Here is a 13,424-nt window from a genome sequence, read left to right on the forward strand (position 1 = left end):
CGTGTGAAGGTCCGCGTCAGCGCAGGACGGCTGCGGCGGCGCGGGTCACCCTCGCGCCGCGCGACTCCTCGGCTGCTGCCCGGGCCCGCGTGACGACGACGGCGTCGGCGCGTTCGGCCGACCCGCGGTCGAACGGCGGTTGCGGGTCGTACTCGATCTGCAACTGGATCGCCTCGGCCGCGGACTGTCCGGCGAGCTCGGCGGCGAGCCACAGCGCCATGTCGATGCCCGCGCTCACCCCGGCGGCGCTGACGACGGCGCCGTCCCGGGCGATCCGGGCGTCCACCGGCTGCGCTCCGAAGGCCTCGAGCATCGGCTTCGAGGCCCAGTGGGTCGTCGCGCGTCTGCCGGCGAGCAGCCCCGCGGCGCCGAGCACGAAGGCACCGGTGCACACCGAGGTGATCCACGTCGCGTGCTCGGCCTGGCGCCGCACGAAGGCCACGACGTCCGGGTCGAGCATCGCGTCGAAGGCACCGTCACCACCGGGCACCACGAGCACGTCCGCGGGTCCTGCATCCCTGATCGTCACGGTGGGGACGAGCGCCAAGCCGCAGTCGCTCGGCACCGGGTCGAGCGTCGCCGCGACGTACTCGACGCGTGCGCCGGGCACGCGGCTGAGGACCTGCGCCGGACCGGTCAGGTCGAGCTGGGTCAGGTGCGGGAACAGCAGGAACGCGATCCGGAAGTCGTCGGCCATGTCGTGACCATAGTCCCGGCGAGGACGTGCGTCATGGGCGGGCTGGCTCGTGCTTGCTCGTGCTCCTGGGCTGGACTGGGCTCGCCTGTCAGCCCCAGATGCCGGAGGTCCCGCGCCGGTGGCTGCCCACCAGGTGGGTGTCGACGATGCCGAGCGCTTCCATCAGGGCGTACATCGTGGTCGGTCCGACGAAGGCGAATCCGCGCTTCCGCAGCGCCTTCGACAGGGCGAGGGACTCGTCGGACTTCGTCGGGACCTCGGCGGAGGACCGCGGCTCGGGCGTGGTCGCCGGCCGGAACGACCACACGAAGTCGGCGAGCCCGCCGTCCTGCCGCAGGGCGATCGTGGCGTTCGCGTTGGTGATCGTCGCGAGGATCTTCGCGCGGTTCCGGACGATCCCGGCGTCGGCCATGAGCCGTGCGACGTCGTCCTCGACGAAGGCTGCGACGGTGTCGGCGTCGAAGTCCGCGAAGGCGGCCCGGAACGCCGGTCGTTTGGCGAGGATCGTGCGCCACGACAGACCGGACTGGAACGCCTCGAGCGAGAGCCGCTCGAACACCCCGCGTTCGTCGCGGACGGGCATGCCCCACTCGGTGTCGTAGTACTCGCGGAGGAGCTCGTCCGACGACGCCCAGACCGGCCGGGCGAGGCCGTCGTCGCCGGTGACGAGGTCGGGCACGGGCGGGGCGTCGACGGGCTCGGTGCTCATGCGACCATCCTGGCGGGCGCCGCCGACAGCCGATCACTCACTCGGCGGGCGGGCCGTCCTGCGTCGCCTGCTCGTCCATCCACACGTACTCCCAGCGGTGTCCGTCCGGGTCGGTGAAGCTCCGCTGGTACATGAAGCCGAGGTCCATCTCCGGGCGGTCTTCGGTGCCGCCGGCGGCCACCGCGGCGTCGACGATGCGGTGGACGTCCTCCTTCGACGGGGCGCTGAGCGAGTTGATGACCTCGATCGTGTCGGCGTCGGCGATCGTCTTGTCCGTGAACTCGGCGAACTTCGCCGTCGTCAGGATCATGACGGAGATCGTGTCGGACACCACCACGCACGCCGCGGTGTCGTCGCTGAACGCCGGGTTGATCGAGTACCCGAGTGCCTCGTAGAACGCCTTCGAGCGCTCGAGGTCCGTGACGGGCAGGTTGATGAAGACCATCGTGTCCATGGCGGTTCCTTTCGTCACGCTCAACCTGGACCCACCCGGTCCAGCGCGCAACCGTTTCGTGGGGGAACCAACCGGTACACAACATGCTGGTCGGATGCGGGCGTACGTGGACGAGTCAGAACCCGGTGGTGGACGGGACCACACCGCGTACGTCCTCGCTGCGGTGATCATGCGGATCAACGGCGAGGACGAAGCCCGCGAGGCGGTTCGACGGGCGACCCCTCGGCGGATGCGGAAGCTGCACTGGTACGAGGCACTCGGAGAACAGCGACTCTCATGGCTCGCCCTCCTGCGGCATGCCGTCGCCATCGTCGTCGTCCGTTACGCCGGTCATCCGGCCCGGACGGAACGCCGTCGCAGGCGGTGCCTGGAGCGCCTTGCTTGGGAGCTCGATCAGCGAGGAGTCAGTCGCGTGGTCTTCGAGTCGCGCGGGCCGTCACGCGACGCGAGTGATGCTTCGATGATGGAGTCACTCCGCGGTCGGGGCCTCGGCGCAGAGTTGCAGTACGAACACGTCCGAGGCGGTGTGGAGCCGCTGTTGTCACTCGCCGACATCGCCTGCGGGATGCACGTGCACGGCGCCGAGAGCGAGCACGTGCGATTGGAGGTCGTGCGGGCCGAGTGACGGTCCGGACAGCGCAAAACCCCGGTCCCGCGCTGGCTGCAGGATGCTCCGGGGCTCACTTTCGACCGAGCAGCACCCGATCGACATATCAATGCTACCCGCAACGCTCGGCCCCGGTCAAGGCGCCGGCCGCCGCGGCCGGAAACGACGAAGCCGCTGTCGTCCGACAGCGACTTCGTCGTTCCGCGTCTGGCCGGGGACGCCCGACCAAAGCAGCCTCAGGCCAGCTCGCGCCCCTCGCCCGCGGCACGCTGGTGCGACTCGGACTCAGCCTGGCCGATGATGTCCTCGGCGGGCACCGGGTTCAGGCGGTCCCAGAGGAAGAACAGGCCGCCGCCGACGAGCAGCGAGATCCCGACCCACAGGTTGATGTGGATCCCGCCGGTCTTCTCGGGGTCGGTGTTCCAGTGCACGATCCCGACGATGGTCGTGATCACGCCGTAGAGCACGAACAGGCCGCCGAGGATGCGGCGCAGGTCGAGTCGGCGGGTGGAGCGGACGAGGGCTGCCTTCTGCTCCTCGGTCATCGCGCCGGGGGTGGTGGTGTCACTCATGAGAAGTGGTCTCCTTCGCGGATCAGAGGAACGGGAGGTACAGGACGACGCACAGGACGAGCGCGACGGTGCCGAGCAGTGCGGGCGAGCGGTACCAGGCGGTGTCCGTCGCGACCGAGTCGCCGTGCAGGTCGATCTTGCCCACGCCGTAGACGAGTCCACCGAGCTCCTTCTCGTCCTTCGGCTTGGTGAGCATCGAGACGACGAAGCCGACGACCAGCACGGTGACGAACGAGATGATCGCGCCGTACAGGGTCTCCGCGGTCGCGGTGGCGAACAGGTCCGGGTTGACCAGGTAGGCGATCCAGGTGATCGTCGGGGTCACGATGCCGAGGACGTACCCCCAGAGCGCACCCTGCGTCGTCATGCGCTTCCACAGCAGGCCGAGGATGAACACGGCGAACAGCGGTGCGTTGAAGAACGAGAACAGCGTCTGCATGTACGTCATGATGTTCGACGCCTGGGCCGCGATGAACGCGGTCGCGATGCCGACCACGACGCCGACGACGGTGACCCAGCGGCCGGTCTTCAGGTAGTGCAGGTCGGGCATGTTCGGGCGGATGTAGCGCTGCCAGATGTCGTAGGTGAAGACGGTGTTGAACGACGAGACGTTCGCCGCCATGCCAGCCATGAAGGACGCCAGCAGACCGGTCACCGCGATGCCGAGCACACCGGTCGGCAGGTACATCTGGATGAGCTTCGGGATCGCGTCGTTGTAGGTCAGCGTGCCGTCGGCGAACTGGTTGCCGACGACGGCCGCGGCGATGAGGCCCGGGATCACGACGATGGCCGGGATGAAGAGCTTCGGGATCGCGGCGATGAGCGGGGTGCGGCGGGCCGCGGACATGTTCTTCGCCGAGAACGCGCGCTGCACCTCGGTGAAGTTCGTGGTCCAGTAGCCGAAGCCGAGCACGAAGCCCAGGCCGAGCACGATGGCGAGCCAGTTGGCGCCGATCGGGTTGGTGACGTCACCGAAGCCGGTGCCGGCCCAGGCCTGCAGGTGCTGCACGCCCTGGGTCTCGGTGATGGCCTTCGACAGGCCGTCCCAGCCGCCGACGCGGTGCAGGCCGACGATCGTCAGCGGGATGAGCCCGGCGATGATCACGAAGAACTGCATGACCTCGTTGTAGATCGCGCTCGAGAGCCCGCCGAGGGTGATGTAGACGAGCACGAAGCCTGCGGAGACGATGATCGCCAGCCACTCCGGCCAGCCGAGCATGGCCTCGATGACGATGGCCATCGCGTACAGGTTGATGCCCGCGATGAGCACGTTCGACACCGCGAACGCGATCGCGTTCACCAGGTGCGGCGCCTTGCCGAAGCGGCGCAGCATGAACTCCGGCACGGAGCGGACCTTCGAGCCGTAGTAGAACGGCATCATCACGAGGCCGAGGAACACCATCGCGGGCACGGCGCCGACGAGGTAGTAGTGCAGGGTGGCCATGCCGATCTGGGCACCGTTGGCCGCCATGCCGAGGATCTCGGTGGCGCCGAGGTTCGCGGACACGAACGCCAGGCCCGTGATCCACGCCGGCATCGAGCGGCCGGACAGGAAGAAGTCCATGCTCGTCCGGACCTGCTTGCGGGCGGTGAACCCGATCCCGATGACGACCGCGAAGTACACGATGATCATCAGGTAGTCGACCCAGCCCAAGTCGAGCCGGATCCCTTCGTTCGCTGCAGCGAGAACCATTCACATCTCCACGTCAGTGTGTTGCAGTCGACAACTCTGCCGACCCGGACGGAGACGTTACACCGATTTGTGACCGTTCACATAGCCGGCGCATGCATCGTCCGAGCCGCGCAGCGCTCCGCCGGTTCGCTACGCTCAGCCCATGACCGACGCGTCGCGCATCCTCGTCCTCAACGGCCCGAACCTCGACATCCTCGGGCGCCGCGACCCGGAGCAGTACGGCACCGTGACGCTCGCCGAGATCGAGGCGATCGTGCACACCGAGGCGGCCGTGCACGGGCTCGAGGCCGACTTCCGCCAGACGAACCGCGAGGGCGACCTGGTCGAGTGGCTGCACGAGGCCCTCGACGACTTCGCCGCGGTCGTCATCAACCCCGCCGCCTACGCGCACACCTCGGTCGCGCTGCACGACGCGGTGGAGGCCCTGTGGGTCCCCGTCGTCGAGGTGCACCTGTCGAACACGTGGAAGCGCGAGCCGTTCCGCCACGTCGACCACGTCGCCACCGCCGCGACGGCGGTCATCGCCGGCGCGGGCGCCGATGGCTACCGCCTGGCGGTCGCGCACGTCGCGTCCCTGCTCGGCTGAGCCAACGACCGGACGGGAGGCCCGTGGCGGCGTCGCCACGGGCCTCCCGTCCGCCTGCTGGTCACGCTTGGTCGCGCCCGTTCCTTCCCAAAGCACGCGCGATGCCTGGTGGTTCCGGGCATACCTGGTGAGAACTTTCGACCCTGTATGCCCGGAAGCACCAGGTAAGCCCGGAAGAGCAAGGCGTGGGGATCAGAACTCGGCGGGGCGCCGCACGTCGGTCAGGCCGGCGGTGGCGAAGCCGCCGCGGATGAGCGGCACGGCCCGGCGCACGGCCTGGTCGATGCGGAGCTCGAGGTCGACGCTCGCGATGTCGTAGCCACCCTCGCGCTTGGTGAAGTCCCGCTCGTTCCCGAACACCCCGAGCGGCAGTGTCGTGGACTGGAAGAACCCGAACAACGGGCGCATCTGGTGCTCGACGAGCAGGGCGTGCCGGTCGCTGCCACCGGTGGCGGTCAGGAGCACCGGGGTGTCGACGAGGTCGTACTGCCCGACCCAGTCGAAGAAGAGCTTGAAGGCGCCGGAGTAGGCCGCACGGAAGGCCGGGCTGCCCACCACGAGCACGTCCGCGGCCTCCACCGTCTCGAGGGCACGCCGGGTGCGGTCGGACATCGTCTCGCGACCAGACGCCGCTCCGAGGTCGGCGAGCAGCGGGCCGATCTCGATCGTCTCGGTCCGGGCGCCGTCGATCTCCTCGGCCAACCGGGCCACCGTCGCCGCGACCAGGGTCGAGGTCCGCGAGGGGTCCGATGGGCTGCCACTGACGCCGACGACCAGTTCTCCGCTCATGCGGTCGATGCTCACACGCTGCCGGGGCGGGCGGCACGTTCGTGACGACATGTGTCGGGTGCCAGTCCGTCGGGGTAGCGTCCGCGCCATGCAGACCTTCCTGCCGTACGCCGACTTCCGGGCATCCGCCGAGGTCCTCGACGACCGGCGGCTCGGCAAGCAGCGCGTCGAGACCCTGCAGGTGATGCGCGCACTGACGCTCCCCGACTACGGCTGGCAGCACCACCCGGTGACGGCGATGTGGCGTGGGTACCGTCCTGCGTTGATGGCCTACCAGGAGGCCACGTGCCGCGTCTGGGCCGAGCGCGGGTACGCGGACACGTGTCTCGAGAAGACCCTGCTCGACCTGGGCCGCGTGCCGGAGGACCTGGCGGCGTACGAGCGCGGCGACGTGCCGGTCCCGCCGTGGAACGACGACGAGGCCCTGCACGTCTCGCACCGGTCGAAGCTCGTGCAGAAGGCGCCGGAGCACTACCGGGAGCTGTTCCCCGACGTGCCGGACGACCTGGACTACGTCTGGCCGGGGACCCCCGAGACGGCGACGCACACTGCCTGACCGTCAGGCGACCGCCCGGCGGTCAGGCGACCGCCCGGCTGTCAGGCGACCGGGATCCAGCGACCACCCTCGCGCCGGGTGACGACGTCGGAGCGGATCACGACCACGTCCCGCAGCCCGTCGACTGCGGCGTCGCGGACGGCCGCGGCGGCACGGTCGTCCTCGGCCTCGAAGCGCACGACGGCACAGGGGACACCACGGAGCAGCCGGACGTCCTCGGCCTCGACCACGGCGTGTTCGCGCACGAGGGCGGCCGCGGCGGGCAGGACGGCGTCCGGGGCGGTGCCGGGCGCGAGGGCGCCGATCGCCAGGGTCGCACGGTACGAGGGCATGCGACGACGCTACCGGGGAACCGGATCCCGCCGTGGGCTGCAGGGGAACCGACGCCGCTCAGGGGTGCGGACGTCGACCCACGGCGGGATCGCGGTGTACGGCGGGACACGACGACAGGGGGAACGTCGCGCCCCGCGCCGGACGTCGATCAGGGGGTCGACATCCGGTCTGGGTCCACCGCGCGGCTCGGTTCAGGGGAACCGCACGGTGGTGGACCTCAAGGGTGTTCGGTGTCCTCTCGGTACCGGTCCGTCTCGGTCGGTGCGGGCATCGACCGGTGGGCGGCGGCTGGCCGGACCATCGGGAGCAGGGCACTCCCGGCGGTCGCGAGCGCTCCGACCACGGCGATGATCCCGAGCGGGGCCGTGCCGAGGTCGTGCTGCGCTGCCAGGGCGAGCGCGACGAGGGTGGCCGGCGCCGGCAGGAGCTGCACCGCTCGGAAGCGGTCGTCCCGTCGTGTCCGGGTCATCATCGCGTTTGCCATGACGACACTCTGACGCAGATCGGTTGTCCGCAGAAGGGGGGACACGTACCCAGAGATGGAGTAGAACGTCTAGTACACCTCAGCCGAGGGCACGGACGGTCGCCACGGCGTCGGCCATGGCCCCGACGACGACCGGGACGTCGTCGGCGGTCAGGGCCGCGTCGAACGTCAGGCGGAGCGCGGTGCGGGCCACGTCCTCGGGGATCCCGAGCGCCGTGAGCACGTGGGAGGCCTCGGTGCTGCCCGCAGCACAGGCGCTGCCCGACGACGACACCACGTCGCGCTGCTCGAGCTCGAGCAGGACGGTCTCACCGTTGACGCCCGGGAAGCAGAACGACGCGTGCCCGGGCAGCCGGTGCTCCCGCGACCCGGTGACGAACGCGCCGGGAACCGCGGCGAGCACGCCGTCGAGCACCGCGTCGCGCACGGTGGTCGCCGTGCCCTCCCCCGACCGCACCGTCTCCGCCGCCAGCCCGAGGGCGGTCGCCACCGCCACGGCACCGGCCACGTCCTCGGTGCCGGACCGCCGCCCCCGTTCCTGTCCCCCGCCGTGCAGCAGCGGCTCGAGCGGGACCCCGGCGCGCACGGCGAGCACGCCGGTGCCCTTCGGGGCGCCGAGCTTGTGCCCGGACAACGACAGCGCGTCGACGCCCAGGGCCCCGAGACCGATCGGCAGCCAGGGCGCGGACTGCACGGCGTCGGTGTGGAACCGCGCCCCGACCTCGTGCGCCACCGCCGCGAGCGCGGGGACGTCCTGCACGGTGCCGATCTCGTTGTCGGCGTGCGCGATCGAGACGAGCGTGGTGTCCGGGCGGAGGGCCGCGCGCAGCACCGCCGGGTCCACGCGGCCGTCCGGGCCGACGGGCAGCACGGTGACGTCGAAGTCGTGGAAGCGGGCGAGGTACGCGCAGCTCTCCAACACCGCCTCGTGCTCGATGGCGCTCGTGACGACGTGCCGACCGCGGGGTGCGGCGAGGGCGATCCCCTTGATCGCGGTGTTCGCCCCCTCGGTGCCGCCGGTGGTGAAGACGACCTCGGCGGGCCGGCACACGAGCACACCGGCGACGGCGGCCCGTGCGGCGGTGAGTCCCCGCGCGGCTTCGTCCCCGACCCCGTGCGTCGACGAGGGGTTGCCGAACACCCCCGTCAGGTAGGGCCACATCGCCTCGAGCACCTCGCGGCGGACCGGGGTGGTGGCGGCGCGGTCCAGGTAGAACACGGCTAGTCCCGCACCGGCACCGCGACGTGCTCCGTCGGCACCGCGACGTGCTCCACCGGCACCGCGACGTCGATGTCGAGTCCGAGGTCGAGCGCCCGCGCCGAGTGGGTCAGCGCCCCGACCGAGATGACGTCGACGCCGGTCGCCGCGATCGCCGCGACGGTGTCGAGCGACACGCCTCCCGAGGCCTCGACGAGCGCGCGTCCGGCGACGATGCCGACCCCGGTCACGAGTTCGTCCGGGGTGAAGTTGTCGAGCATGATCGTGTCGACCCCCGCAGCGACGACGGGTTCGATCTGGTCGATGCGGTCCACCTCGACCTCCACGTGCACGGTGTGCCCGAGCCGCTGGCGGGCCTGGGCGATCGCGTCGCCGATGCCGATGCCGCCGGCCAGGAGCACCGCCAGGTGGTTGTCCTTGGCGAGCACGGCGTCGGACAGCGAGGTGCGGTGGTTGTGTCCGCCGCCGCACCGGACGGCGTACCGCTCGAGTGCTCGGAGGCCGGGCGTCGTCTTCCGGGTGTCGACGATCCGCGCCGAGGTGCCCGCGGCGGCAGCGACGTGCGCCGCGGTGGTCGTCGCGATGCCCGACATCCGCTGCACCAGGTTGAGGGCGACCCGCTCGGCCCGCAGCACGGCACGCGCCGACCCGGTCACGGTCGCGAGGACGTCGCCCGCGACGAAACGCGTCCCGTCGGCGACGTGCACGACGGCGTGGATCGACGGGTCGACGGCGTGCATCACGGCGACGAACACCGCGCCGCCACTCAGCACGCCGGGCTCGCGCGCGCCGAGGGTCGCGGTCGCGGTCGCCTCGGCGGGGATGAGGGTCTCGCTGGTGACGTCGCCCCAGGGTGCGTCCTCCTCGAGCGCGGTCTCGATCACGCGACGGAGCGCGTGCGGCGGGATGGTGCCGGGGTCGGTGGTCATGCGGGTACCTCCTGCGGGACGACTGCGGAGCCGTCGGTGCGTTCGTCCGTGTGCTCGTCGGGGTGTGCGTCGGTGTGGTCGGCGACCCAGGCGTACGAGGCCGGGGCGGTGGGGTCGGTGTCGGGGTGGTCGGTGCGGGCGTGCGCCCCGCGGGACTCGGTGCGGGCCTCGGCGGCGAGCGCGACGAGTCGCGCCAGGTCGAGCAGCGCACGGTCCTCGTGCTCGCGCACGCCCCCGCCGGTCGGCGCGGTCAGCGCGTCGAGCTCGCGGCGTGCGCTGGCCAGCCCGACGGCGTCACGGAGCAGCCCGACGCGGTCCGTCATGACGGACTGGACCGCCTGCCGGACGGCACCGACGTCGTCGAGGTGGGTCGCGCCTCCAGGCAGGGTCGGACGGGAGGAACGGATCGCGTCGGCCGCTCGAGGCACGCTGGTGACGTGGAGACCGGCGTCCCCGCGCAGGCGGAGCAGGCCGGGTCGCGGTGCGGCGACCGCGTCCGCTGCGCGGACCGCGAAGACGAGTCCCTCGAGCAGGGAGTTCGAGGCGAGCCGGTTGGCGCCGTGGACCCCGGTGCAGGCGGCTTCACCGACGGCGAGGAGTCCGGGCAGGCTGGTGCGGCCCTCGGCGTCGGTGGCGATGCCGCCCATCGAGTAGTGCGCGGCCGGTGCGACCGGGACGCCTTCGCGGGTCCAGTCGAAGCCGGCGGCGCGGGTCGCCCGGGTGAGTCCGGGGAACCGCGTGACCATGAACCGGGCGTCGAGGCCGGTGGCGTCGAGGAGCACGGGTGCGCCGCCCTGGTCGCGCACCGCGGCGGCGATCCCCCGGGCGACGACGTCACGCGGGGCGAGCTCGGCGTCCGGGTGCACGTCGGTCATGAAGCGGTGCCCGGCGGCGTCGCGGAGGACGGCGCCCTCACCGCGGACGGCTTCGGACACCAGGCCGCCACCGGGGACGGCGAGCCGTGTCGGGTGGAACTGGAAGAACTCCAGGTCGGCGAGGACGGCGCCGGCGCGCCAGGCGGCGGCGACCCCGTCACCGGTCGCGACCAGCGGGTTCGTCGTCTCGCGGTACAGGTGTCCGGCTCCCCCGGACGCGATGACGACGGCGTCGGCATCGAGCCGGCGGGGTTCCCCGAGGAGGTCGAGGACGTCAACGCCGACGACCACGCCGCCGCGGACAACGAGGTCGGTCAGGCTCGTGCGCTCGAGGATCGTGACGTGCCGTCGGTGCAGTGCCGCGATGAGGGTGCGTTCGATCGCGGCCCCGGTCGCGTCACCGTCGGCGTGCACGACGCGCCACCGGCCGTGCGCGGCTTCTCGCCCGCGGGCGAGGTCGTCGCCGTACCGGTCGAGGGTCGCCGGATCCGACGACCGGTCGAAGGGCACCCCTAGGGCGAGCAGGTCGTGGACGCGGGCCGGCCCGTCGGTGCACAGGACCTCGACGGCCCGGGCGTCGGCGCTGCCCGCCGCGGCGACGTGGGTGTCGGCCTGGTGCAGCGCCGCGGAGTCGTCGGCACCGAGTGCCACCGCGATGCCGCCCTGGGCGTACGCGGTGGCACTGTCGGCGAGCGCCCCCTTCGTCACCAGGGTGACGTCGTGCAGGGCACTGGCGCGGATCGCTGCGGTCAGCCCGGCGATGCCGGAGCCGACGATGACGACGTGCACGGTGGTCTCCCTCGTTCGGTCGGGTCCGCGTCTCAGCCGCGCGGCTTGGCGGCGAGCATGCGCTCGAGCGCGACCTTTGCGTCGGCCTGCACGTCGGCGGGGACGACGATCTCGTTGAGGACCTCGCCGCGGACGAGTGCCTCGAGCACCCAGGCGAGGTAGCCCGGGTGGATCCGGTACATCGTCGAGCAGGGACAGACGACCGGGTCGAGGCAGAAGATCGTGTGCTGCGGGTACTCGGCGGCGAGCCGGTTCACCATGTTGATCTCGGTGCCGATCGCGAACGTCGTCGGCTCGGTGGCCGCGGCGACGGTCTTCCGGATCAGGTCGGTGCTGCCGGCGTGGTCCGCGGCGTCGACGACGGCCATCGGGCACTCCGGGTGCACGATGACCTGCACGCCCGGGTGCTCGCGGCGGGCCTGGTCGATCTGGTCGACGGTGAAGCGGCGGTGCACCGAGCAGAAGCCGTGCCAGAGGATGACCTTCGCCTCGAGCAGGTCCGCGGCCGTGTTGCCGCCACCCGGCAGGCGCGGGTTCCACATCGGCATCAGGTCGGTGCTGATGCCCATCGCCTTCGCGGTGTTGCGGCCGAGGTGCTGGTCGGGGAAGAACAGGACGCGCTGCCCACGCTCGAAGGCCCACTCGAGCACGGTCGCGGCGTTCGACGAGGTGCACACGATGCCGCCGTTGCGACCGCAGAAGGCCTTGAGGTCGGCGGCGGAGTTCATGTAGGTGACCGGGATCACGGGGACGCGGCCGTCGGCGTCGGGCTCGGTGCCGTACACCGCGGTCAGCTCCGCCCACGCGGCCTCGACGCTGTCGATGTCGGCCATGTCGGCCATCGAGCAGCCGGCGGCCAGGTTCGGCAGGATCACGCGCTGGTCGTCGCGCGCCAGGATGTCTGCCGTCTCGGCCATGAAGTGCACGCCGCAGAACACGATCGCCTCGGCGTCGGGTTTCGTCAGGGCGGCGTTCGCGAGCTGGAACGAGTCGCCGAGGAAGTCCGCGTGCCGGACGACCTCGTCGCGCTGGTAGAAGTGCCCGAGGACGACGACCCGGTCGCCGAGGGTGGCCTTCGCCCGCTCGATGCGCTCGTGGAGCTCGTCGGTCGGAGCCGTCTTGTACTCGTCGGGCAGGACGCCCTGGCGCGGAGCGCTCGTCGGGATGACGTCGGACATCGACGACCCCGGGCCGTACCCGGGGCGGGAGTCGAACTCCCACGTCGGCATGGCGAGATCGGGCGTGCAGGTGCTGCCGCCGGCCTTGCCGTTGGAGATGAGTTCGATCGTCGTGGCGATGGACACGGGGCTTCCTATCGGTTCCGCTGCTGGTGCTGATCGGCCCCGGTCTGCAGCGGGCCGTTGTCCGCGTAGGCCAGGTCGGGGTTCGAGCGGTACAGCCGGGCCGGACGGTGCCGACCCCCGCTCGTGGTCTCGTCGGTCGGCAGGACCGCGTCGGTCTTCTCGACCTGCCGACGGAAGTTCGCGGGGTCGAGTGCACGGCCGAGCACCGCCTCGTACACGCCGCGGAGTTCGGCGAGGGTGAAGCGGTCACCGAGGAACGCCTGCGCGATCCGCGAGTAGGACATCTTGTTGCGCAGCCGCCACAGGGCGTACTCGACGATGCGGTCGTGGTCGAAGGCGAGGGGCGGGTGCTCGTCGGCCAGGAACCACCGGACGTTCCAGTCGTCGGGCACGACGTTCGCCTCGTCCGGGTGCACGAGTGCCCAGTACACGATCGACACCACGCGGCTCGGGGATCGTCCGACGTCCCCGAACGCGTAGAGCTGCTCGAGGTACCGCGGCTGGACGTTCGTCGTCTCGCGCAGTCGGGCGGCCGCGGAGTCCTCGAGCCCCTCGTCGTCGCCGACCCAGCCGCCGGGGAGCGCCCATGAACCCTCGAACGGTTCGGCGACGCGACGGACGAGCGGCATCCACAGCGCCGGGGCCCCGGTGTCGGGGTGCGGGCGCAGTGCGACGATCACGGTGGAGACCGCGACGCGGATTCCTGCTTCGTCCATGGTGGAGACCGCGACGCGGATGCCTGCTTCGTCCATGGTGGAGATAGTGTCAATCTGACTCGAAGTGTTCGGGTTGGGATGACACTATCACTGTCGCCGCGGTGCGCTCGTC

General features: G+C 71.4%; 16 protein-coding genes. 3 read left to right on the plus strand and 13 right to left on the minus strand.

Annotated elements, in window-relative coordinates; translation table 11 throughout:
• Positions 1-16: 16 nt before the first annotated feature.
• From DEI98_RS05645 to DEI98_RS05655, 3 genes are all read right to left on the minus strand, one after another.
• Positions 17-697 (minus strand): DJ-1/PfpI family protein, encoded by a 681-nt coding sequence (locus DEI98_RS05645; RefSeq protein WP_111100169.1) that lies wholly within the window; start codon positions 695-697, stop codon positions 17-19.
• Between the two features lie 88 nt (positions 698-785).
• Positions 786-1,406 (minus strand): DNA-3-methyladenine glycosylase I, encoded by a 621-nt coding sequence (locus DEI98_RS05650; protein ID WP_110863433.1) that lies wholly within the window; start codon positions 1,404-1,406, stop codon positions 786-788.
• A 37-nt stretch (positions 1,407-1,443) separates the two neighbouring features.
• Positions 1,444-1,860, minus strand: coding sequence for a VOC family protein (locus tag DEI98_RS05655; RefSeq protein WP_110863434.1), 417 nt, complete (start codon positions 1,858-1,860; stop codon positions 1,444-1,446).
• Between the two features lie 94 nt (positions 1,861-1,954).
• On the opposite strand from DEI98_RS05655, the gene DEI98_RS05660 reads away from it, so the two are divergent.
• Positions 1,955-2,485 (plus strand): hypothetical protein, encoded by a 531-nt coding sequence (locus tag DEI98_RS05660; protein ID WP_111100170.1) that lies wholly within the window; start codon positions 1,955-1,957, stop codon positions 2,483-2,485.
• A gap of 218 nt (positions 2,486-2,703) precedes the next feature.
• Here DEI98_RS05660 and DEI98_RS05665 read toward each other — a convergent pair whose 3' ends face one another.
• Both DEI98_RS05665 and DEI98_RS05670 read right to left on the minus strand, forming a co-directional pair.
• Positions 2,704-3,039: a hypothetical protein gene (locus DEI98_RS05665; RefSeq protein WP_111029350.1), complete on the minus strand. Its 336-nt coding sequence runs from the start codon at positions 3,037-3,039 to the stop codon at positions 2,704-2,706.
• A gap of 22 nt (positions 3,040-3,061) precedes the next feature.
• A complete protein-coding gene (locus DEI98_RS05670) occupies positions 3,062-4,732 on the minus strand; it encodes a sodium:solute symporter family protein (RefSeq protein WP_071405106.1) in 1,671 nt (556 codons plus the stop codon).
• Positions 4,733-4,874: 142 nt separating this feature from the next.
• Here DEI98_RS05670 and aroQ point away from each other — a divergent pair, with 142 nt between their 5' ends.
• Positions 4,875-5,318: a type II 3-dehydroquinate dehydratase gene (gene aroQ, locus DEI98_RS05675; protein WP_111100171.1), complete on the plus strand. Its 444-nt coding sequence runs from the start codon at positions 4,875-4,877 to the stop codon at positions 5,316-5,318.
• Positions 5,319-5,510: 192 nt separating this feature from the next.
• On the opposite strand, the gene DEI98_RS05680 is transcribed toward aroQ, so the two are convergent.
• Positions 5,511-6,107, minus strand: a complete 597-nt coding sequence (locus DEI98_RS05680) for an NAD(P)H-dependent oxidoreductase (protein ID WP_027466300.1) — start codon at positions 6,105-6,107, stop codon at positions 5,511-5,513.
• A gap of 88 nt (positions 6,108-6,195) precedes the next feature.
• Here DEI98_RS05680 and DEI98_RS05685 point away from each other — a divergent pair, with 88 nt between their 5' ends.
• Positions 6,196-6,663: an MSMEG_6728 family protein gene (locus DEI98_RS05685; RefSeq protein ID WP_111095265.1), complete on the plus strand. Its 468-nt coding sequence runs from the start codon at positions 6,196-6,198 to the stop codon at positions 6,661-6,663.
• Between the two features lie 41 nt (positions 6,664-6,704).
• Here DEI98_RS05685 and DEI98_RS05690 read toward each other — a convergent pair whose 3' ends face one another.
• The 7 genes from DEI98_RS05690 to DEI98_RS05720 form a co-directional block, all read right to left on the minus strand.
• Complete coding sequence (locus DEI98_RS05690; RefSeq protein WP_111100172.1) at positions 6,705-6,995, minus strand: hypothetical protein; 291 nt, start codon at positions 6,993-6,995, stop codon at positions 6,705-6,707.
• Between the two features lie 218 nt (positions 6,996-7,213).
• Positions 7,214-7,480, minus strand: a complete 267-nt coding sequence (locus DEI98_RS05695; protein WP_111233264.1) for a hypothetical protein — start codon at positions 7,478-7,480, stop codon at positions 7,214-7,216.
• A 79-nt stretch (positions 7,481-7,559) separates the two neighbouring features.
• Entirely contained in the window at positions 7,560-8,699 is a 1,140-nt protein-coding gene (locus tag DEI98_RS05700) for a cysteine desulfurase family protein (RefSeq protein ID WP_111100173.1), read from the minus strand.
• Between the two features lie 2 nt (positions 8,700-8,701).
• The gene (gene nadC, locus DEI98_RS05705; RefSeq protein ID WP_110863440.1) at positions 8,702-9,628 is read right to left on the minus strand and encodes a carboxylating nicotinate-nucleotide diphosphorylase; all 927 of its coding nucleotides are present in this window, start codon (positions 9,626-9,628) and stop codon (positions 8,702-8,704) included.
• Positions 9,625-11,292, minus strand: a complete 1,668-nt coding sequence (gene nadB / locus DEI98_RS05710; RefSeq protein WP_111100174.1) for an L-aspartate oxidase — start codon at positions 11,290-11,292, stop codon at positions 9,625-9,627. Before nadB ends, nadC begins: the two co-directional genes overlap by 4 nt.
• 32 nt (positions 11,293-11,324) lie before the next feature.
• Positions 11,325-12,596, minus strand: a complete 1,272-nt coding sequence (gene nadA, locus DEI98_RS05715) for a quinolinate synthase NadA (RefSeq protein WP_111100175.1) — start codon at positions 12,594-12,596, stop codon at positions 11,325-11,327.
• 8 nt (positions 12,597-12,604) lie between these two features.
• A complete protein-coding gene (locus DEI98_RS05720; RefSeq protein WP_035808830.1) occupies positions 12,605-13,312 on the minus strand; it encodes an NUDIX domain-containing protein in 708 nt (235 codons plus the stop codon).
• Positions 13,313-13,424 lie beyond the last annotated feature (112 nt).

Origin of the sequence: Curtobacterium sp. MCLR17_034, from assembly GCF_003234485.1 — a bacterium.
Lineage (GTDB): Bacteria > Actinomycetota > Actinomycetes > Actinomycetales > Microbacteriaceae > Curtobacterium > Curtobacterium flaccumfaciens.

Coding starts and splice junctions, on each gene's coding strand:
- DEI98_RS05645 (WP_111100169.1), bottom strand. CDS start 697: ATGGCCGACGACTTCCGGATCGCGTTCCTGCTGTTCCCGCACCTGACC.
- DEI98_RS05650 (WP_110863433.1), bottom strand. CDS start 1,406: ATGAGCACCGAGCCCGTCGACGCCCCGCCCGTGCCCGACCTCGTCACC.
- DEI98_RS05655 (WP_110863434.1), bottom strand. CDS start 1,860: ATGGACACGATGGTCTTCATCAACCTGCCCGTCACGGACCTCGAGCGC.
- DEI98_RS05660 (WP_111100170.1), top strand. CDS start 1,955: ATGCGGGCGTACGTGGACGAGTCAGAACCCGGTGGTGGACGGGACCAC.
- DEI98_RS05665 (WP_111029350.1), bottom strand. CDS start 3,039: ATGAGTGACACCACCACCCCCGGCGCGATGACCGAGGAGCAGAAGGCA.
- DEI98_RS05670 (WP_071405106.1), bottom strand. CDS start 4,732: ATGGTTCTCGCTGCAGCGAACGAAGGGATCCGGCTCGACTTGGGCTGG.
- aroQ (WP_111100171.1), top strand. CDS start 4,875: ATGACCGACGCGTCGCGCATCCTCGTCCTCAACGGCCCGAACCTCGAC.
- DEI98_RS05680 (WP_027466300.1), bottom strand. CDS start 6,107: ATGAGCGGAGAACTGGTCGTCGGCGTCAGTGGCAGCCCATCGGACCCC.
- DEI98_RS05685 (WP_111095265.1), top strand. CDS start 6,196: ATGCAGACCTTCCTGCCGTACGCCGACTTCCGGGCATCCGCCGAGGTC.
- DEI98_RS05690 (WP_111100172.1), bottom strand. CDS start 6,995: ATGCCCTCGTACCGTGCGACCCTGGCGATCGGCGCCCTCGCGCCCGGC.
- DEI98_RS05695 (WP_111233264.1), bottom strand. CDS start 7,480: ATGGCAAACGCGATGATGACCCGGACACGACGGGACGACCGCTTCCGA.
- nadC (WP_110863440.1), bottom strand. CDS start 9,628: ATGACCACCGACCCCGGCACCATCCCGCCGCACGCGCTCCGTCGCGTG.
- DEI98_RS05720 (WP_035808830.1), bottom strand. CDS start 13,312: ATGGACGAAGCAGGAATCCGCGTCGCGGTCTCCACCGTGATCGTCGCA.